The organism is Paenibacillus rigui (genome assembly GCF_002234615.1).
Classification (GTDB): Bacteria; Bacillota; Bacilli; order Paenibacillales; family NBRC-103111; genus Paenibacillus_S; species Paenibacillus_S rigui.
Genome location: NZ_NMQW01000027.1, coordinates 147,239 through 166,538, shown reverse-complemented (window position 1 = coordinate 166,538; position 19,300 = coordinate 147,239). Strand labels below are relative to the sequence as shown.

At 45.4% G+C, this 19,300-nt stretch carries 19 protein-coding genes; all 19 read right to left on the bottom strand.

The features are described 5' to 3' along the window. Positions 1 to 46: 46 nt before the first annotated feature. Complete coding sequence (gene pgsA / locus CF651_RS19755; RefSeq protein ID WP_094016595.1) at positions 47 to 625, bottom strand: CDP-diacylglycerol--glycerol-3-phosphate 3-phosphatidyltransferase; 579 nt, start codon at positions 623 to 625, stop codon at positions 47 to 49. Continuing rightward, positions 622 to 1,950 (bottom strand): 30S ribosomal protein S12 methylthiotransferase RimO, encoded by a 1,329-nt coding sequence (gene rimO / locus CF651_RS19750; RefSeq protein ID WP_094016594.1) that lies wholly within the window; start codon positions 1,948 to 1,950, stop codon positions 622 to 624. The genes pgsA and rimO overlap by 4 nt, the downstream gene beginning before the upstream one ends. A 130-nt stretch (positions 1,951 to 2,080) precedes the next feature. Continuing rightward, a complete protein-coding gene (locus CF651_RS19745; protein ID WP_094016593.1) occupies positions 2,081 to 2,572 on the bottom strand; it encodes a YajQ family cyclic di-GMP-binding protein in 492 nt (163 codons plus the stop codon). Positions 2,573 to 2,676: 104 nt separating this feature from the next. Further along, positions 2,677 to 2,850, bottom strand: a complete 174-nt coding sequence (locus CF651_RS32395) for a hypothetical protein (RefSeq protein WP_179232891.1) — start codon at positions 2,848 to 2,850, stop codon at positions 2,677 to 2,679. Between the two features lie 62 nt (positions 2,851 to 2,912). Continuing rightward, the gene (locus tag CF651_RS19740; RefSeq protein ID WP_094016592.1) at positions 2,913 to 3,773 is read right to left on the bottom strand and encodes a helix-turn-helix domain-containing protein; all 861 of its coding nucleotides are present in this window, start codon (positions 3,771 to 3,773) and stop codon (positions 2,913 to 2,915) included. Between the two features lie 40 nt (positions 3,774 to 3,813). Then, complete coding sequence (locus tag CF651_RS19735) at positions 3,814 to 4,578, bottom strand: DUF3388 domain-containing protein (RefSeq protein WP_094016591.1); 765 nt, start codon at positions 4,576 to 4,578, stop codon at positions 3,814 to 3,816. A gap of 112 nt (positions 4,579 to 4,690) precedes the next feature. After that, entirely contained in the window at positions 4,691 to 5,536 is an 846-nt protein-coding gene (locus CF651_RS19730; RefSeq protein WP_144029080.1) for a hypothetical protein, read from the bottom strand. Positions 5,537 to 5,657: 121 nt separating this feature from the next. Then, positions 5,658 to 5,912 carry a DUF3243 domain-containing protein gene (locus CF651_RS19725; RefSeq protein ID WP_094016589.1) on the bottom strand — a complete coding sequence of 85 codons (255 nt, stop codon included), beginning with the start codon at positions 5,910 to 5,912 and terminating at the stop codon, positions 5,658 to 5,660. Positions 5,913 to 5,986: 74 nt separating this feature from the next. After that, complete coding sequence (gene ymfI / locus CF651_RS19720) at positions 5,987 to 6,751, bottom strand: elongation factor P 5-aminopentanone reductase (RefSeq protein WP_094016588.1); 765 nt, start codon at positions 6,749 to 6,751, stop codon at positions 5,987 to 5,989. Then, positions 6,748 to 8,034 carry an EF-P 5-aminopentanol modification-associated protein YfmH gene (gene yfmH, locus CF651_RS19715; RefSeq protein WP_094016587.1) on the bottom strand — a complete coding sequence of 429 codons (1,287 nt, stop codon included), beginning with the start codon at positions 8,032 to 8,034 and terminating at the stop codon, positions 6,748 to 6,750. The genes ymfI and yfmH overlap by 4 nt, the downstream gene beginning before the upstream one ends. A gap of 3 nt (positions 8,035 to 8,037) precedes the next feature. Then, the gene (gene yfmF, locus CF651_RS19710; protein ID WP_094016586.1) at positions 8,038 to 9,327 is read right to left on the bottom strand and encodes an EF-P 5-aminopentanol modification-associated protein YfmF; all 1,290 of its coding nucleotides are present in this window, start codon (positions 9,325 to 9,327) and stop codon (positions 8,038 to 8,040) included. Between the two features lie 96 nt (positions 9,328 to 9,423). After that, complete coding sequence (sleB, locus tag CF651_RS19705; RefSeq protein ID WP_094016585.1) at positions 9,424 to 10,218, bottom strand: spore cortex-lytic enzyme; 795 nt, start codon at positions 10,216 to 10,218, stop codon at positions 9,424 to 9,426. Positions 10,219 to 10,397: 179 nt separating this feature from the next. Further along, positions 10,398 to 12,977: a DNA translocase FtsK gene (locus tag CF651_RS19700; RefSeq protein WP_094016584.1), complete on the bottom strand. Its 2,580-nt coding sequence runs from the start codon at positions 12,975 to 12,977 to the stop codon at positions 10,398 to 10,400. A gap of 91 nt (positions 12,978 to 13,068) precedes the next feature. Next, positions 13,069 to 13,293: a YlzJ-like family protein gene (locus CF651_RS19695; protein WP_094016583.1), complete on the bottom strand. Its 225-nt coding sequence runs from the start codon at positions 13,291 to 13,293 to the stop codon at positions 13,069 to 13,071. Further along, complete coding sequence (locus CF651_RS19690) at positions 13,290 to 14,033, bottom strand: ClpP family protease (protein WP_094016582.1); 744 nt, start codon at positions 14,031 to 14,033, stop codon at positions 13,290 to 13,292. The genes CF651_RS19695 and CF651_RS19690 overlap by 4 nt, the downstream gene beginning before the upstream one ends. 142 nt (positions 14,034 to 14,175) lie before the next feature. Beyond that, positions 14,176 to 15,852 (bottom strand): ribonuclease J, encoded by a 1,677-nt coding sequence (locus CF651_RS19685; RefSeq protein ID WP_094016581.1) that lies wholly within the window; start codon positions 15,850 to 15,852, stop codon positions 14,176 to 14,178. Between the two features lie 191 nt (positions 15,853 to 16,043). After that, on the bottom strand, positions 16,044 to 16,919 hold the full coding sequence (gene dapA / locus CF651_RS19680; protein ID WP_094016580.1) for a 4-hydroxy-tetrahydrodipicolinate synthase: 876 nt from the start codon (positions 16,917 to 16,919) through the stop codon (positions 16,044 to 16,046). Between the two features lie 21 nt (positions 16,920 to 16,940). Further along, positions 16,941 to 18,158, bottom strand: coding sequence for an aspartate kinase (gene dapG / locus CF651_RS19675; RefSeq protein WP_094016579.1), 1,218 nt, complete (start codon positions 18,156 to 18,158; stop codon positions 16,941 to 16,943). 98 nt (positions 18,159 to 18,256) lie between these two features. Beyond that, the gene (locus CF651_RS19670; protein ID WP_094016578.1) at positions 18,257 to 19,297 is read right to left on the bottom strand and encodes an aspartate-semialdehyde dehydrogenase; all 1,041 of its coding nucleotides are present in this window, start codon (positions 19,295 to 19,297) and stop codon (positions 18,257 to 18,259) included. Between the last annotated feature and the right edge of the window lie 3 nt (positions 19,298 to 19,300).

Sequence of the window (19,300 nt, the reverse complement as noted above, 5' to 3'; positions counted from 1 at the left end):
CATAAACAATTAAGAACAAAAAACAATAGGAAAAATCCCTACTGTTTTATTCATTGAAGGTAACGATATGTTTATTTTTCACAAAATAATCTATGCCTGAGTACAAGGTAATGATTGCTGCTGCCCAGCTTGCATACAGATCAAACCGGAAATTTAAGAAGGCAAACGGGAAATTATTGATAAGCAGCGCAATAATCGCGATAATTTGGGTCGCCGTTTTCCATTTCCCCCATTTGCTCGCTGCTACGACATGTCCCTCCAGTAAAGCGATCTGCCGTAGACCGGTAATGGCAAACTCACGGCTAATAATGACAATAACAATCCAAGCATCCACCTTGCCCATTTCCACAAGGGAAACGAGCACAGCGGACACCAGTAATTTATCAGCCAACGGATCCAGCAGCTTGCCTAAATTGGTTACGAGTTTATGCTTGCGGGCAATGTAACCGTCAAGACTATCCGTGCTGGCAGCCACAATAAAGATAAGCGCAGCTACAATTTGGTTGTACGTAATTGTAAATTGTTCAATACGAATATGCGGTGTCTTCAGGTTCACCAGCAGGAAAAACATAATAATCGGCACTAAGAAAATCCTCGCCAAGGTGATTTTGTTGGCCAGGTTCATGCCACAACCTCCCCTGACAGGTCGAATTCAAAGGAATGGGTAATCCGTACTTTGGTCACCTCGCCAATCTTGAGCTCAGTTCCCTTCACAAACACTTCCCCGTCAATTTCGGGAGCGTCATATTGCGAGCGTCCAACATACACATCATTTCTACCGTCATATTTCTCAATCAGTACATCTACGGTTTCCCCTACACGATGACCGTTGCGAAGATTGGAAATTTCACGCTGAATTTCCATTAAGGTGTTTGCCCGGTATTCTTTCACATCATCCGGCACTTGATCCGGCAGGCGGGCTGCAGGGGTATCCTGCTCCTGAGAATAAGCAAACACGCCCAAGCGGTCAAATTCAACCTCACGAATAAACTGCTTGAGATTTTCGAAATCTTGCTCGGTTTCGCCAGGAAAACCTACAATTAAAGAGGTTCTCAAGGAAACGTTAGGTATTCTGGCGCGAATTTTTTCAATTAAGGCTCTGGCATCCTGCTGTCTTCCAGGTCTTCTCATTCTCTTCAGAATGCTGTCTTCACTATGCTGCAGAGGCATGTCGACATATTTGCACACTTTAGGGTTGCTAGCAATCGTATCGATCAATTCATCCGTGAAAAATCCAGGGTAGGCATAGTGCAGGCGAACCCACTCAATCCCTTCTACTTCACTCACCTTATTCAAAAGAGCCGGCAGCTTAAACCCATCATACAAATCGGTGCCGTAATTCGTAGAATCTTGAGCGATCAGACTGATTTCTCGTACACCTTGAGCCGCCAACTGCTCCACTTCAGCAATAATCGATTCCATACTTCTGCTGCGGAACTTCCCTCGCATGATCGGGATACTGCAGAACGTACAGGCATTATCGCAGCCTTCTGCAATTTTTACGTAGGCCGTATATCTTGGTGTCGTTACGCGGCGCGGCAAAGCCTGATCATAATTGAAAATCGGATTGCCTACAAGAATCGGCTTTTTACCCGCCAACGCCTCATCAACAATTTCATTAATTTTGTGAAAATCACCGGTGCCGACAATTCCGTCAATCTCAGGCATTTCTTTCATCAATTCTTCTTTATAGCGCTGTGTTAAGCATCCGGAAACAATCAAAGCTTTTAAATTAGCCGTTTGTTTTAATTCAGCCATATCTAAAATCGTATTGACCGACTCTTCTTTCGCTGCGTCGATAAATCCGCAAGTATTGACTATAATAACCGTAGCATCTTCCTTATCGCTTACCAATTCGTAGCCGCGCCCATGAATTAAACCTGACATAATCTCAGAGTCAACCAGGTTCTTCTCGCAGCCGAGCGTAACTACCTTCACTTTCTCCGTCATGTAATATCCTCCAATATTCGAGCCTGTCTACATTCAGTTACAAGTATAAACCATGCAAAGGAAACGTGTCAAAAATGAACCCTTAAGCAAGCATATCTCTGCCGCCCAAGAGTTCATCTCATAAATGCTGCTATTTAAGGTTTTGGAACTGCAGCTCAAGCGGAAGATCCGCCTTGCGAAGCAGTTGAATGATTTGTTGGAGATCATCCTTGCTTTTCCCGGTCACCCGGATTTGATCTCCTTGAATCTGACTCTTCACCTTCAATTTAGAATCCCGAATCAATATATTGATTTTTTTCGCTTGATCTTGATCGATGCCCTGCTTGAGCTTAATTTTCTGTCTAACGGTCTGGGAGGATGCCGGCTCCACTTTGCCGTGATCAAGGTTTTTTACAGAGATGCCTCGTTTCGTCATTTTGGAATATAAAATATCGAGTACGTTTTGCAGCTTGAACTCATCATCGGAAATAATAACGAGTTCATCCTTTTCGAGTGTAATTTTACTTTTGCTGTTTTTAAAATCAAAACGGGTAGCAATTTCTTTCTCCGCTTGATTCATCGCATTATTTAATTCTTGCATGTCCATTTTAGATACAATGTCAAACGAACTTTCTGAACTCATCCTTCCATTTCCCCTATCATCATTCAAATTTAACTAATTCCAATACCATTATACTAAAAAGACACCTGCCAGCCAAAGCCGATCGAGGTGCCTATTTCATAGTGCTATTCACTCTGCGGCTCCTCATCGGAAGCAAACCGGAACATATCCATCATCCCAAGAACGATATGAGCAAGTCCAAATCCGAATAGACCGTAACCCCAAGCATGAGGGGATAAATACCATCCCAAACAGCTGACTGCAGCACCGATAATTACAACTATCCAACTGGCTGTCATGGAAAGAACCCGCCTTCTAATAGATCATGAACTCGTGTTGGTGCCAGAAGTGTGACCGATCGTCACCCCTGGTTTTTTTGCAGATCGAATTGAATTCGCTTCGCATTCGGTGTATCCCCAACGGTAACAGAGGTCCCGTTAACCATCAATTCGACAGCATTGGAGCGTCCAAAAATCATGAATGCCGAGTTGTCCAGCTCCCATTTCTGAGACTTGCCGTTAGTGTAAGTTCCTTGCTCGAGCGTATCTCTGCTCTGTCCTAATGAATCGATCTGAAACCAGCAAGCATCCCCTGTTACTTTCATTTCTATTGTAAGCTTGCTTGCGTTCGAGACAGAGTAAAAATCAGTTCCCCCTTGACTCTTCACGAGCTTTACTTCTGCTTTAGGTGCCGGCGGAGGCGTAGGAACGGCAGCCGTTTGGTTATTTTCAGCTACAGGAACAGTATTGTTATACGTATTCGTGCTTGGGGTTGTGGGCTCTACTTTATCCGTAACCCGCTTGGGCTCGTCATTCGCTGTTACATCACGCTGTGCGCCGCTGTAATTCATGTTGAGGTAATAGTAGATGATTCCCAGGATGAGAACTACAAAGGAAATCATCATGATATTCGAAGCCCACTTGCCGATTTTTTCGTTATTGCGCGATGTCCTCTTGGTTCGAATAGGCTCTGTCTGCTCCTGTTCAGGGGCGGGGATGACATTCTGATACATATGCAGCACTTCATTCGGATCCAATCCGACAGCTTCCGCATAGCTTTTAATAAACGCTCTTACATAGAAGTTTCCGGGCAGCACCTTAAAGTTGCCGTCTTCAATCGCTTCCAAATAGCGTTTTCTAATTTTGGTCATTTCCTGCAAATCGTCTAAAGAAATTTTACTTTCCAAACGTGCTTTTCGAAGCATTTGGCCAAGTTCGGACATGTTCTCACCCCTTTCTTCCGTTTATTAAAATGAATATGGATTAATATTCATCGAATCCCCCGATAAAGGAATCATACGAAATTTCTTCATCCGGTGAATTCCGAAGCTCCACAATGCAGCTAAAATCATCATAAGTATACTCCGATTCGCGAATAAAAATATCCGGATGCTCGATGACTTTAGTAGATGGCATGCTCATAATTTCCTGCAGCAGCACATGATGCTTCTCATTGGAGCGAATCGTGGACACAATCCCGTCGATAATGAACACATTGTTTGGATTCATTTCATCATCTGATAACTGGCTGCGGACTGTTTGGCGCAACAATGTGGATGATACGAAAGTCCAACGCTTGTTCGAGCAAACGCTACCGGCGATGATGGATTCTGTCTTACCAACCCTTGGCATCCCGCGCAGTCCTATGACTTGATTGCCCTCCTGCTTGAAAATCTCTCCAAGGAAATCAACCAGCAGCCCGAGCTCATCACGTGTGAAACGGAACGTTTTCCGATCATCCGAATCTCTTTCAATATATCGTCCATGGCGAACTGCCAATATATCGACAAGCTTAGGCTCCCGAAGAGCCGTAATAGTTATATTATCCACTTTTCTTAACATTTTACCCATTAAATCAATTTTTTCATCATCATTGGTTTGTAAAAGCATCCCGCGAGTACGGTCATCCACCCCGTTAATGGTGACAATATTAATGTCCAGCATCCCCATAAGAGACGCTACATCCCCCAACAAACCGGGTCTGTTTTTATGAATTCTATATTCCATATACCATTGCTTTGTTTCCATTTCCGCACCTCATATCGATGTCAATAGCCCATCTCATTCATATTTTTGTAAGTTGTTACGAAAATATTCTACAAAATTCGCTAAATTCCTCCTGAAACGATTGAAAAAGTTGCTATGGCTTTTTTACCTGGATCTCCTGCGTCGTGTAATTTTGCAGTCCCGGTGTCCATTGCTGCTTTTTCATCTGATCCAGCAGTCCGGCGAAGACAACATCCCAATTCAAAGCAATGGCAGTTGTTGACATATTCATGATCGGAACCTGTAGATTCTTCATTCGCTGCAGCAAGGTAGCATCGACAGGACTATAGATTGCTATCCAATTCGGACCATGCTGTCTGACCAGTGTCTGGAAGGGCGCATACCATCCGTCCGCATCCGAATACGATATATATTCCGCTTCTTCAGAAGGTGCCCATGTCGAAGGGATCGCCCGGTTATTGGTAGTAACCCACTCGATTATTTTGCCCTGGTTTTGTTCCTGTCTTACCCAGTCATCCCACTGCTGCTGCATGAAGTTTGCTCCCGTTTGCTTCCATAACGTCTGTTTGTCCTGCAGCACCGGTGTGTTAGTGCCAGATATCGAATCATCAAGTAAAACCCATTTTTTATCGGGAATTTGTGCTGCATAAGGTTGTGCCTGCACAGTAAGCTCACTGCCCACCACGATTATGTAATCATAAGCCGTCGATTTGATTTTATTGATATGCTGCTCCTGCAGTGTTGATACATCGGGTATCCACTCATATGAAATTTTCTCATTGTCTCTCCAGGACAACAATGTTTTAGCGAAAGTAGTGCGAGTATTCTCCGGTAAATTAGGTTTGGAAATGAGAAGTACGGATAATTTACTTTGTAAAAGTGCCGGATCCATTGCGGGGATATTTTTACCGCAGCCGCTTAATAGCAGCATCAAACTAATTGTCAGCATCAGCCATCTTGTCCATCTTAATGTACTCAATCCAATACGAGCCGCCTTTCTTAACCATTAAATAGTTCTAGGTGAAAACATACTTTTTTCAGTATACCATGAAAAGCAAGGAAAAGCCTCCTAATGAAGGAGGCTAATAAGGAATTGTTCGTTATTTTCCTGGGGTTACCAGTTTGACCATGAGACCTGCAATGGTTTTACGTTCGGTTTCGTCTGCGACGTCCCATAAGCTTTTGAGAATGCGCTCTTCGCTGTTTTCCGGGTCTACCTTGTTAGCCAGAAAATCACCGATTTGCACTGCCAGATTCTTGATAGTGTCGTCATTCATTCCAGCCTTGTGAGCTTGCTCAACACGGTCGTTCAAAAACTCTTTCCATTTGTCAAACGCCTTTAATACGGTTGCCATGCTGTCATCCTCCTTAGATGAAGTATCACTACAAATACTAATGTTCGCAATATGGAGGAGGAATATACGGTTCATCAGGTAAGCCAACCGCCGTTTGGACTTATAATTTGGCCGGTAATGTAGCCGGATTCTGGAAGCGCTAAAAAATAAACTAATGAGGCAATTTCATTGGGGTGCCCAAACCGGCCGATAGGGATTTCATTCGCAATGGCCGCCTTCTCTTCCGCGTCAAAATTGGATAGCATCAAGGTTTCCACAGCTCCGGGGGCAACGGCATTCACCGTCACACCCGAAGGCGCCAGCTCTTTAGCCAGCGCCTTGGTAAAGGCGTTCATCCCGCCTTTTGCCGTAGAATAAACCACTTCACAAGAGGCACCGGAGATGCCCCAAATGGACGAAACATTGATGATTCTCCCATATTTCTGGGATATCATAGGAAGCATAAACTGTTGAGTCGTCAAAAAAGTACCCTTGAGATTGACATTCATAACATCGTCCCACAATTGCTCGGACACATCGGTCAAAAGGCCGTAATGGGCGATTCCCGCATTGTTGACGAGAATATCCGGTACCATATTATGATGCTCCAGCTTCTCCTGAAGCCGTAAAATCTGCTCTTTGCTTCGCAAGTCAGCGGTCGCTGTCAACACGTTGGCACCGTGCCTCATGCAGCTTCTGGCCACCTCATTAGCCGCTTCATGGGATTGCAAGTAATGAATGACAACATTCATACCTACAGAGGAGAAACGTTCAGCGATCGCTGCACCAATGCCGCGGCTTGCTCCGGTAATTAATACCGTTTGTTCGGTGAAAGGCTTATGTGACGGAGAAACACTCATTTTCGCTCACTTCTTACAATGGAAACCGCCAATTGATTCCAGTCAAAATGCTGACGCAGCCGCTCATTCACGTCTTCCAGCGTCATTTGCTCATATACCGGTAAAATATCGAACAAGTCGATATTTTTGAAACGATATTTGGTAAATTCGTTTGCAATCGATTCAGGTGAGTTTAATTGCCGCATGAAACCGCCGATTTTCTTTTTACGGCTCCGTTCAAAATCAGCAGCATGAACTCCCTGCGCCTTCACCTTGTCAATTTCCTCTTGCACGCGGGCGATAAGCTTCTCGGGATCCTTCGTATCTCCGCCAATAACGGAGAAAGCATAGTTTTCCGCAATATTGTACTCACTGCCGAAATTATCCGAAATAAGCTCCTCATCGTACAGCTTCTGGTAAATCGCGGAACTTGGGCTGACCAAAATATCCAACAGAACTCTCATGGTGAGCTCCCGCTTCAGCATATCTTTACCTACGTCCTTTTGCTCGGGCTCCTTGCAGCCGAACAAGCATTTAGGCAAGGAAACAGGCAGCACCGTTACCTTTTCTTTTTGCTTCACCTGCGATGGCTCCTGATCAAAATACCGAAGAATCTTGCCTTGAGACTTATAATCCTTCGATGCTTGATTGGCTCGAACCAGCTCGATAATTTCTTCGGGATTTACACCGCCAACGACAAAAAGACTCATATTGCTCGGATGGTAAAAGGTGTGATAACAATCATACAGCAATTCTTTCGTAATATGGGAGATGGACTCGACCGTACCGGCGATATCGATATGAACCGGATGAGTGTGGTACATCGTTTCAATTAGCCCGAAGTAAGACCGCCAATCCGGGTTATCCTGGTACATCTTTATTTCCTGGCCGATAATCCCTTTTTCCTTTTCTACATTTTCATCCGTAAAGTAAGGATTTTGAACAAAGTTAAGCAGCGTCGTTAAATTATCATGAATATGCTCCGTAGCGGAGAACAAATAAGCCGTGCGGTCAAAGCTTGTAAATGCATTAGCCGAAGCGCCTTGGGAAGCAAAAACGGCAAATATGTCTCCAGTAGGCTCTTCAAACATTTTATGCTCCAAAAAGTGAGCGATCCCATCCGGGACTTTTGATTTGGAGCCGCCTTCCACTTGAAAGTGGTTATCGATGGAGCCGTATTTGGTGGAAAATGTAGCGTACGTTTTTTGGAACCCTTCCTTGGGCAGCACAAACACAGATAATCCGTTCGGCAGCTGCTCCACATACAATGTTTCTTTAACGTGAGGATACGGAATTGCTTGCATCGATTACTCTCCTCCCTTCCGGTCGCGCAAAAAGTAAATCGTGTCCAACTGTACTTGTTTAGCGATGTTTTGAATATGCTCTTTATCCACGGCCAATACCGCTTCAACCAATGAAGGTACTGTTCGTTCCACACCCGATAAAATATTGTTGAAATCAAAGGAAATAAGCTCAAATGCTGAATCCTGAAGCTCACGCAAATGGCCGGAAATCATCGCCTGCGTTTGTTGAAGCTCTACATCACTGATCTCACCTTTCGCCATCGCCTCCAATTGCTCACGGATGATGGTGACGGCTTTCTCATAATTTTGGATTTCAATACCGGATTGAATCGTCAAGATCCCTTTGTGACCGTCAAGGCGTGAGGAAGCGTAATAAGCCAAGCTGGCTTTTTCCCTTACATTGATAAACAGCTTCGAGTGGGGATACCCTCCCAATATGCCATTGTACATCAGCATAGTCGGATATGCAGGATCTGCATAGGTCAGATTAGCCCTTAAGCCCAAATTCAGCTTGCCTTGATTTACATCCAATTGCTCGATCACTTCACGCACTTCACTCACTTGACGATGTTCCGTTTTACCTGAATATGCCGTCAGGCTCGCTGATGTCCGATCGATGTCGAAGCTTTTCTCAATGATGGGCAGTACTTCTTCCAAAGAGGTTTGACCGACAATATAAATATCAATCGGTGACGTTTGAATCCAATGTTGATAGTAAGTATAGAGACTCTCCGGCGTTAGCTTTTGGAGTGCCTCGATATTCCCAAGCGGATGAAGCCGGTAAGGCTCATTTTTACACATTTCTTCTACGCAGCGTTCTGCCGCATATTTGATCTTGTCATTTACGATCGACTCAATACGCTTTTGCAGCGATATCTTCTCGGATTCAATATACTTGCTGACAAAATGTCCGTCTTCCAAAGCCGGCTTCGTAATCGCTTCTCCAACAAACTGGATCCCCTTCTGAAGCAGCGACTCCGGACTATTCACATAATGGTCTTGGATTAAGTCCATACGGAACTGCACCATTTGGTAGTCACCACGCTTGTAAATGTCAAAACCGAAGCCAGCCCCGTACAAATCATCAAGGCGTTCTCTAAACTGCTTCGTCTCCGGGTAGGTTTCTGTTCCGCGGCGAAGAACAAAAGGAATAAATGCCGTCGGGGTCACCGTATCCTCCTCTAAGGGAGTACCGATGTAAACCGAGATGGCGTAAGTTTTAAACTGTTCGGTAGGCAGCACGTGCACCCTGATATTGCGGGTCGAGCCTCGCTCAAATTGGATATGTTTCAAAGGGACATTGCTCCTTTCGTATTACATTCGTTTCGTTATACCATTATATTCCTTCAGAAACAGAAGAAGCAACCTCGAGGGTTACTTCTTTCGGGTCTATTTACAAAAGATGTGCTTGCCGATTTGCTTGACCTGCGGTCGTGACCAAATCCACTTGGACGTTGCTGTTTCAGGATTAAAATAGTAGGTGCACCCTCCTGTCGGGTCCATGCCATTCAACGCATCTCTTACGGCATTGCTGGCATTTTCGTTCGGTGTAAGCCAAATCTGTCCATCGGCAACCGCTGTGAAAGCCCCGGGCTGGAAGATGACGCCGGATACCGTATTAGGGAAGCTCGCCGACTGTACGCGGTTTAAAATGACCGCTGCGACCGCTACTTGTCCTATGTAAGGTTCTCCACGGGATTCTCCATAAACCGCATTGGCCATCAGCTTCAGATCCTGCGCAGATAAGCCCAGTTGGTTGGAAGGTGCCAAATTCGGAGGTGTTGTTGTCCCTCCACCGCTGCTTGCCGTTCCACCCGCAGTACCGCTCGTTCCCTGGCTGGAAGGCGGGAGTTCATTTGCGGTAGGCTTGTAATTTTTGGTGGCCTCCCAAAGCTTCAGCTTCGTTTTATCTCCACCAATCCCATCGACATTCAGACCGAATTCCGATTGAAACCACTTTAGAGACCGGAGCGTGTTGTAACCAAAATCTCCGTCCACATTTCCATTGTAAAAACCGAGAAACTTCAGCCTGCCTTGAAGCTCATAAACATCCTTACCGGTTGCACCGTATTTGATATCATTTTTACTGAACGTTTGCTCCACTGTGTACTGATGCTTAAGCTGATAGCCCGCAAATAGAACGATAATCAAGCAAAATGTAATAACAACCAGACGTTTGTTCATCTACTTGTACTCACCTTTCCCACATTCATATTGGCAACCTTTTTAAGGTTATTATGAGAAAGCATGAGAGCTTCTATTCAGACAAAATTGGTAAGTGAAGGGAATGGTACTCTTCATATCTATGCACAAAAAAAAGCACACCTGGCATAAATATGCCAAATGTGCCTTGGTGGGCAGCCTCAGGAAGACATTCTCCCCTGGTACTGCTCCAAAGAAACTAATACTTCGCGTGGTTTACTTCCTTCATAAGGGCCTACGATGCCTTTGGCTTCCATGGAGTCAATTAACCTTGCCGCTCGGGTATAACCTACACGCATGCGGCGCTGCAGCAAAGAGACGGAAGCCTGCTTGGCCTCCAAAATAATCTGTACTGCTTGATCGTACAATTCATCCTCCACCTGATCCATTGCATCGCTTTGCTCCTCAACTTCAGGTACCATATCCTCCACATAATTAGCCTGGCCTTGCGTCCGAACATAATTAACGACGGTCTCTACCTCGTTATCCGACAAGAAAGCACCCTGAACACGAACCGGCTTGGAAGCTCCCATCGGTAAATAGAGCATGTCTCCACGACCCAGCAGCTTTTCGGCCCCGACCATATCCAGGATTGTTCTGGAATCGACCTGTGAGGACACGCCAAATGCAATCCTGGAAGGAATGTTGGCTTTGATAACCCCGGTAATGACATCAACAGATGGCCTTTGGGTTGCAATAATTAAATGGATTCCCGCTGCCCTTGCCATTTGTGCAAGTCGGCAAATGGAATCTTCTACATCATTCGCAGCAACCATCATCAAGTCGGCAAGCTCATCCACGATAACGACAATATAAGGCAATGGTGCGCCGGATTGAGTTTCCAGCAGCATGGCATTGTAGCCTTCCATATTCCGTGTGCCGCTCTTGGAAAAGAGCTCATACCGCTTCTCCATCTCTACAACGACTTTCTTCAGGGCAAGCGAAGCGCGACGCGGGTCAGTTACAACCGGAGCCAGCAGATGCGGTATACCATTGTATACATTCAATTCAACCATTTTGGGGTCAATCATAAGAAACTTCACTTCATCCGGCTTTGCCTTGTACAAAATGCTCGTTATAATCCCGTTAATGCATACCGATTTACCGGAGCCTGTTGCTCCAGCCACCAGCATGTGAGGCATTCTGGCCAAATTGCCGACAATCGGCTGACCTGCGATATCGCGGCCGAAGGTAATAGACAATTTCGCGCTCGACTCTTGAAATGCAGGACTCTCCATCACTTCACGCATGGTAACAATGGAAACCTCAGAATTAGGAACCTCGATACCGATTGCTGATTTACCTGGTATCGGCGCTTCCATCCTTATGTCTTTGGCTGCGAGAGCCAGGGCAATATCGTCCGTCAAGCTAACGATTCGGCTTACCTTCACTCCAACGTCCGGTTGAATCTCATACCGTGTTACAGATGGGCCTCTGACTACCTCCAGCACCTTGGCCCTAACCCCGAAGCTTTCCAGAGTGGCTTCCAATTTACGTGCTACGGCCTTGTAGTCCAAGGAATCAGAGCCTTTTCCCGCATTGGGCTTGGCCAATAGAGAAAACGGAGGAAGCTCATATGGAATGGCGAGCGGTTTATTTTTAATATCAAAATCGTCCGCAGCGGCACCATCTTCTCCTCCTTCTGAATCATTTGATGTACTACCTGCGGTTCCAGACACCCGAGCTGCAGCTGTAGCTACAGGTGCACTTGAAGGCTCCGACATGACCGATTGGGATGCCTCTTGTAATACTTGCTCCTGGAAGTCACGTATCACCGGTATAAGCGGATTTGGCTCCGGCCCAACATCTTCAACAGGCTGTTTCGTTGGTTTCACTTGATTCCGGGGATTCGGTTCCTCTGTTTCAGCAGAGTACACCGTTATTTCTTCATCCAATTCTTGTCCTGCTGCGGTAGAACTGGCTTCAGTAGAAGCTTGTGCCTGAGGCTTCGGCTGAATTAAATCAAAGAACAAATTGCGCTTTTTCCCCGGCTTCTTCTCTTTGCGCTCTGGACGCAGCGTTTCTTCATCGAATTCATTCTCTTCAGGGATAAAAGCCACCGCTGCTGCAGGCTTCTTCTTTACGATTGTTGCTTTATTGCGACTGCGTTCCATTATTTTTCGTTTTATGTATTGGCCCAGCAGCGTATCAGCGAAGGAATGCTTTCCTTTTAATTTGGTCATCAAATCCCCTATCGAGATACCTGTGAGCAAAATGAACCCGATGATAAACACAGTATATTGGATCAGCTTGGCTCCAATATTAGCAAACAAAAAATAGAGAAGGCTGTACATGGCTGCCCCCAGCATGCCTCCCCCGACTTCGAGCTTGAGAATGTCCTTGCCCTTATCGGTAGCCTGAAGCCCATCCACCATACTGCTCCAGGATTGAGTCAGAATCATACCTGCGGTGAACTTTCCATTCGGATAAAGCCTGTCAAACAGACTCACGTGACTCATGATAAGAATGGCTAATACCATAAGCAGTATGCCTGTCTTCCTTGATGTCTTCCATATAGGCCACTTACGTTTGACCATCACGTACAAACCGATGTAAATAAATACAAGCGGTATGATAAAATCAAAGCTTCCAATGACGAACCGGAATAAATACGTCAACGCTCGGGCTACCGGACCTCCTTGAGAGAGGGCAATAACGGACAAGGTCAAAATAATAATTCCATATAGCTCGTATTTTAAATTGGTTTTGATCGTTTTACTTTTCCTTTTTGGCCTTGCCAATGCGACTCACCCCCAAGTACAAATTATACCATACTTTGGAGTGATGCTTCATATTACTGTAAAAATCAGACCTTAGCCCTACCTCCCTTTTTCACTGAAGGACAAGCTGAAATTGGATCACCCGGCCAGGGGAGTACAGTGGATTAAGATAATCCTGAGGATTCGGGCTTAGGATTCGAACGATAGAAGCTTGCGTTGCATTCATAGGCTGTACCTGCATCGTAATGCCATTCATAGTCACCTCGATTGTTGAAGCTTCCATCGTTTCAATTCCGTCCATTACTGCATCCAATGGCAAAACAGTGTAGTGAATCATTGGACCATTCCTCCTGGTGAGGCTTGCCGCTTATCCTCAATACGTCGATTCAGTTCCTTAATGGCTTCCCCAATTCCGCCTATCGCATTGATTAGTCCATATTTCACTGCATCAGCGCCAATCACTGTTGTGCCGATATCGCGGGTTAATTCTCCGGTCTTGAACATCAATTCCTTGATCTTCTCTTCAGTAACCCGCGAATGGCTTATAATAAATCGAATGACACGCTCCTGCATTTTGTCCAAATACTCAAACGTTTGGGGAACTCCAATCACAAGTCCATTCAAACGGATCGGGTGAATCGTCATCGTTGCAGTCTCTGCAATAATGGAATAATCGGATGAAACGGCTATCGGTACACCGATAGAATGGCCTCCGCCCAGTACCAAGGTTACTGTCGGCTTGGATAATGTTGCGATCATCTCCGCAATGGCTAAACCGGCTTCAACATCACCGCCAACCGTATTAAGAATGATCAAAACTCCTTCAATTTTCGGGTTTTGTTCAGCTGCGACCAATTGAGGAATGAGATGTTCATATTTGGTCGTCTTGTTTTGCGGAGGCAAGACCAAGTGTCCCTCCACTTGTCCGATGATGGTCATACAAAAAATATTCGATTCACCTGCAGGCGTTGTCGTTTGACCCAGCTGCTGAATTGTATCCACGGTTGTGTTTCGCTTCACTTCTTCCGGATTCGGCTGCTGCTGTGGCTGCTCCTGATTATAAAAACTAGTCATCATTCATCCCCCTAATTTTCCAAATCATCATCCTTCCTAGTATGGTTAGAACGGTAAAAACTATACAAAAAAGCTTACCCGGTCTGAACCGAATAAGCTTCTTTGGTGCGTATATTCTAAGGGATCAAGTGACTAATGCTTCGAACTATACTTCCATAATAATTGGAAGAATCATAGGTCTTCTTCTGGTTTGTTCATATAAAAATCGTCCTAATGCGTCTTTCACATGGGTTTTCAACGATGCCCATTCATTTACATTCTCACTCATCAAGCGATTTAGCGTATTGGTAACAATCCGGTTTGCCTCATCCAGCAATCCTTCGGATTCACGGACATAAACAAAGCCTCTTGATATAATATCAGGTCCGGATAATATGGTTCCATCCTGCTTGCTTAATGTGACTACGACAACCAGTATCCCGTCCTGAGACAGCAACTTCCGGTCACGCAACACGATGTTACCTACATCGCCTACACCTAAACCGTCAATCAGAATGTTGCCTGCCGTAACTTTGGAGCCTTTACGAGCAACACCATCTTGAATATCTACTGTATCGCCGTTGTCTATAATGAAAATATCTTCTTTGGCAATACCAACCGACTCTGCCAGCAAACCATGCTGACGCTGCATACGATATTCACCGTGAATCGGAATGAAATATTTCGGTTTCATGATATTCAACATCAGTTTCAGCTCTTCTTGGCTGGCGTGCCCTGATACATGGACTCCGGTGATGGAGCCAGGACCGTAAATGACATGGGCCCCTATTCTCATCAATTCGTCAACGGTACGACCAACATAGCGCTCGTTACCCGGAATTGGGGTTGCCGCGATAATAACCGTATCCCCTGGTAAAATATCCACCTTGCGGTGCGTCGATCTAGCCATCCGTGTCAACGCAGACATCGGCTCGCCTTGACTGCCTGTGGACAAAATAACTACGCGATCCGCAGCCAGTTTGTTTACTTCCTCAGGCTCAATCAACATACCGTCCGGGATACGAAGGTAGCCCAACTCATGTGCAATACCAACAACATTAACCATGCTGCGTCCAATTACCGTGAGCTTCCTGCGAGTCACCTCTGCAGCATCAATGACCTGTTGGATCCGGTGAATATTCGATGCAAATGTCGCAATGATGACACGTTGCTTCGCTCTGCGGAAAATTTCTTCAATCTGTACACCGACGCTTTTCTCCGAACCTGTGTACCCTGGACGCTCCGCATTCGTACTATCAGATAGCAACGCGAGAACTCCCTTGCTTCCGATTTCAGCCATCCGGTGCAAATCAGCATACTGATCGTTCACGGGCGTTTGATCGAACTTAAAGTCTCCTGTATGAACAACGTTACCTTCGGGTGTCTGTAAGCATACGCCTACAGAGTCAGGTATACTGTGGTTCGTCTTGAAAAAAGTTGCTGTAATTACCCCGAGATTCAGTTCCGAATCGGCGTTAATTACAATCCGTTTGGTTTCTCCAAGCAGATTAGCTTCTTTCAATTTGGTTTCGATAAGTCCAAGTGTAAGCTTGGTACCGTATACAGGAACATTCAGATGCTTAAGCACATATGGCAGTCCACCAATGTGATCTTCATGTCCGTGTGTAATAATGATACCTCTTACCTTATCCCGATTTTCCGATAAATACGTGATATCTGGAATGACAATATCGATTCCAAGCATGTCCTCCTCTGGAAACTTCAACCCGCAATCGATCACAACGATATCATTAGCATACTGAACAACGTACATATTTTTACCGATTTCGCCCGCGCCGCCCAGAGCGAAAATCGAAAGTTTATCTATATTTTTTTTAGACAAGAAAAATACCTCCTATTTAAAATTGACGACGAATTTTTGTATGAGCTTCAAACCAAAATACCGCACCAGTCACTTGCCACCATTATACATGATGAAAAACTACAATTACAAGTTGCCTTAATTTAGAACGTATTGTGCCCTAAAAAAATAAAACCGATGCTGAAAAACACACCGATTTTTTAAGAGACATCTCATTCAAAAAGGGAAGCAATGAATCGTCCTTCTTCTTCGGTTGCATCTATTAACGGGAGTCGTACGCCGCCTACCTGCACTCCAAGATGGTTCAGTGCAAACTTAACCGGGGCAGGGCTTGGAACACGATGCGGGCACTCGAACAATCCCTTAAACACAGGGTGAAGCTTCGCATGCAGTTGAACTGCTTCACGAACCTGTCCCTGTAAATAATAGTTTATCATAGATTTCATATCTTTTCCAATGACATGACTCGCCACACTTACAATCCCGTATGCGCCAATGGACAAAGCCGGTAAAGTCATGCTGTCTTCACCGCTGTATACAAGAAAACCCGGAGCAGCACCTGCTGCAATCTGAGTCAATTGATCCAGGTCAGCGCAATCTTTGGTGGCTACAACATTGGAAAGCTGAGATAACCTTATTGTGGTCTCGACACTTATGTTAACGCCTGTTCTTCCAGGTACGTTGTACAAGATACACGGAGTGTTAACCGATTCCGCAACTGCTTTAAAATGCTGGTACAGCCCTTCCTGTGACGGGCGGTTGTAGTAAGGTGCAACAAGCAGCAATCCATCAACACCAAGCTTCTCCGCTTCCTTCGAAAGATGAATGGTGTGAGCCGTATCGTTACTGCCGGTACCTGCAATAATTTTGGCACGGCCTTTGGCGTACTTGACAGAGAAATCAAATAGCTGCAGCTTCTCTTCTTCCGTCAGTGTCGGGGACTCCCCTGTGGTTCCGCAGATGACCAAGCTGTCGCTTGCCTGCTCCTCAATCAAATAATCAATTAGCTTGCCTACGCGATCCCAATCAATTTTGAGTTGGTCATCAAAAGGTGTAACCATTGCTGTAATTAATCTTCCGAAATCCACGACAAACTCCTCCTACTCTCATTATCGATGCAATTGAAATCTTTTGTGTAAAGCGCGAACCGCATTGGCCATATCAGTGCCCCTAACGAGAACCCAAATGGTTGTATTGGAGTCCGCAGACTGCAAAATATTTATATCTTCTTCCGTCAATGCTTCGACAATATGTGCCATAATGCCGGGAACGCCGTTCATACCGCCTCCGATAATAGACACTTTTGCACAGTGTGAAACATACGCCGGTTTATAGCCCAATTCCGTTAAAATAGATAAGGCTCGTTCCGCTTCGTGATCGAATACCGTATACACGACACCTGACGGATTCACATTAATGAAATCAACACTGATGTGATGCTGAGCCATTGATTTAAATACTTTTAGCTGCAAATCGTACACGCCATCCCCTGCAGCCACATGAATCTGGGTAATATCAGAAAAGTTCGCTATACCTGTAACAAACCTGTCTTGAATAACATCCTCACTATGCGATATAGCGCTGGGATGAGTCACTAAAGTTCCCGGGTCCTTACTAAAGGTGGAACGTACCCGTATCGGAATGTTTGCATGCATTGCCACTTCTACAGCACGTGGGTGAATGACTTTGGCTCCATGGTGGGCCATGTTACATATTTCCATATAAGAAACGACAGGAAGCCTTCTTGCATCTTTTACAATTCGCGGGTCAGCCGTTAAAATCCCTTCGACATCTGTAAAAATATCGACCATTTCAGCCTTTAACGCCGCACCAAGGGCAGTCGCCGTCGTATCGCTGCCGCCTCTGCCTAATGTGGTCCAATCATGACGCTTGGTTTCACCTTGGAAGCCCGTTACGATGACAACGTTCTCTTGTTCCAATAGCTCAAAAATACGTTCCGGTGATATCGAAACAATCTGCGCATTTCCAAAATCCTCATTCGTGACAATTCCTGCTTGCGCTCCCGTAAGAACCGCAGCTGGGATATCGCTGGCATGAAGCAGGCTGCATAAAGTCGCTGCCGAGATCAGCTCACCGCAGCATAACAGCATGTCTTTCTCTCTGGCCGGCAGCTGATTGCCGTTACTACGTATCCAGTCAAGCAACGTGTCTGTTGCGTAGGGCTCGCCTTTCCTCCCCATTGCCGATACGACGATGACTAGCTTATAGTTTAGTGCTAAAGCATCTTGAATGTGTTCTATGACTTGTGCTCTGGCTTCGACAGTAGAAAGGGACGTGCCTCCGAATTTCTGAACGAGAATATTCATGAGGAATCCCCCTAAAAGCTTTGCTGTAACGCAAACCTACTTATAAATTCTATTGTGGTGAAACAAAAAGCTAGGCTTCCAAGCGGAAGCCTGCCTTCTTATTTCTGCTCGATGGCGATATATTCGGCGATTTGAACCGCGTTCCAAGCTGCGCCTTTAAGCAGATTGTCGGAAACGATCCACATGTTCAGTCCGCGAGGATTGCTCAAGTCACGACGAACGCGGCCAACGAACGTTTCCAGCTTGCCGGCCGCATCCGCTGCCAATGGATATTGCTGTTCAGCAGGATTATCCTGCAGTACAATCCCAGGAGCATCTGCAAGAAGCTGCTTCACTTCTTCCAGATCAAAATCTTGTTTCATCTCAACATAAACCGATTCAGAGTGTCCGTACACAACTGGAATACGAACGCAAGTCGCCGTAACCTCCAATGAGTCGTCACCCAAAATCTTTTTGGTTTCGTTAATCATTTTCATTTCTTCATAGGTGAATCCATTTTCCGTGAATTTGTCAATTTGAGGGATCGCATTAAATGCAATCTGGTGCTTTACAGGAAGCGCCCCAACCGGCAAAATTTGTGGTTCTACTGTATTGCCAGCCAAAATTTCTTTGGATTGACGCAGCATCTCATCAATAGCCCGTGATCCTGCGCCGGATACGGCTTGATAAGTAGAAACAATGATACGGGAGATGCCGTAACGATCATACAAAGGCTTTAATGCAGCAACCATCTGAATTGTAGAACAATTTGGGTTAGCAATAACACCTTTATGCTCATTGATTCTATCAATGTTTACTTCAGGAACGACAAGCGGAGTGTCAGGGTCCATACGGTAAGCACTTGTGTTGTCGATACACACCGCGCCATGACTGATTGCGTGAGGAATCAACTCCAAGCTGACTCCGCCCCCTGCACTGAAAAGAGCAATATCAACACCTTTGAAGCTGTCTGGGGTTGCTGCTTTTACCGTTATGTCGTTACCTTTAAATGTAAGCTTTGTTCCGGCGGAACGCTCGGAAGAAAGTAACGTAAGCTTCTCAATGGGGAAATCGCGTGTCTCAAGCAAACGGATAATTTGCTCACCCACGGCACCTGTTGCTCCAACTACTGCCACGTGAAATAACTTTTGGTTCGACATCTG

Coding starts and splice junctions, on each gene's coding strand:
- CF651_RS19735 (WP_094016591.1), bottom strand. CDS start 4,578: ATGGAAACAAAGCAATGGTATATGGAATATAGAATTCATAAAAACAGA.
- pgsA (WP_094016595.1), bottom strand. CDS start 625: ATGAACCTGGCCAACAAAATCACCTTGGCGAGGATTTTCTTAGTGCCG.
- sleB (WP_094016585.1), bottom strand. CDS start 10,218: ATGAACAAACGTCTGGTTGTTATTACATTTTGCTTGATTATCGTTCTA.
- ymfI (WP_094016588.1), bottom strand. CDS start 6,751: ATGAGTGTTTCTCCGTCACATAAGCCTTTCACCGAACAAACGGTATTA.
- CF651_RS19670 (WP_094016578.1), bottom strand. CDS start 19,297: ATGTCGAACCAAAAGTTATTTCACGTGGCAGTAGTTGGAGCAACAGGT.
- CF651_RS19745 (WP_094016593.1), bottom strand. CDS start 2,572: ATGAGTTCAGAAAGTTCGTTTGACATTGTATCTAAAATGGACATGCAA.
- CF651_RS19690 (WP_094016582.1), bottom strand. CDS start 14,033: ATGATGACTAGTTTTTATAATCAGGAGCAGCCACAGCAGCAGCCGAAT.
- CF651_RS32395 (WP_179232891.1), bottom strand. CDS start 2,850: ATGACAGCCAGTTGGATAGTTGTAATTATCGGTGCTGCAGTCAGCTGT.
- rimO (WP_094016594.1), bottom strand. CDS start 1,950: ATGACGGAGAAAGTGAAGGTAGTTACGCTCGGCTGCGAGAAGAACCTG.
- CF651_RS19695 (WP_094016583.1), bottom strand. CDS start 13,293: ATGATTCACTACACTGTTTTGCCATTGGATGCAGTAATGGACGGAATT.
- CF651_RS19740 (WP_094016592.1), bottom strand. CDS start 3,773: ATGTCCGAACTTGGCCAAATGCTTCGAAAAGCACGTTTGGAAAGTAAA.
- CF651_RS19725 (WP_094016589.1), bottom strand. CDS start 5,912: ATGGCAACCGTATTAAAGGCGTTTGACAAATGGAAAGAGTTTTTGAAC.
- dapG (WP_094016579.1), bottom strand. CDS start 18,158: ATGAATATTCTCGTTCAGAAATTCGGAGGCACGTCCCTTTCTACTGTC.
- yfmH (WP_094016587.1), bottom strand. CDS start 8,034: ATGCAAGCAATTCCGTATCCTCACGTTAAAGAAACATTGTATGTGGAG.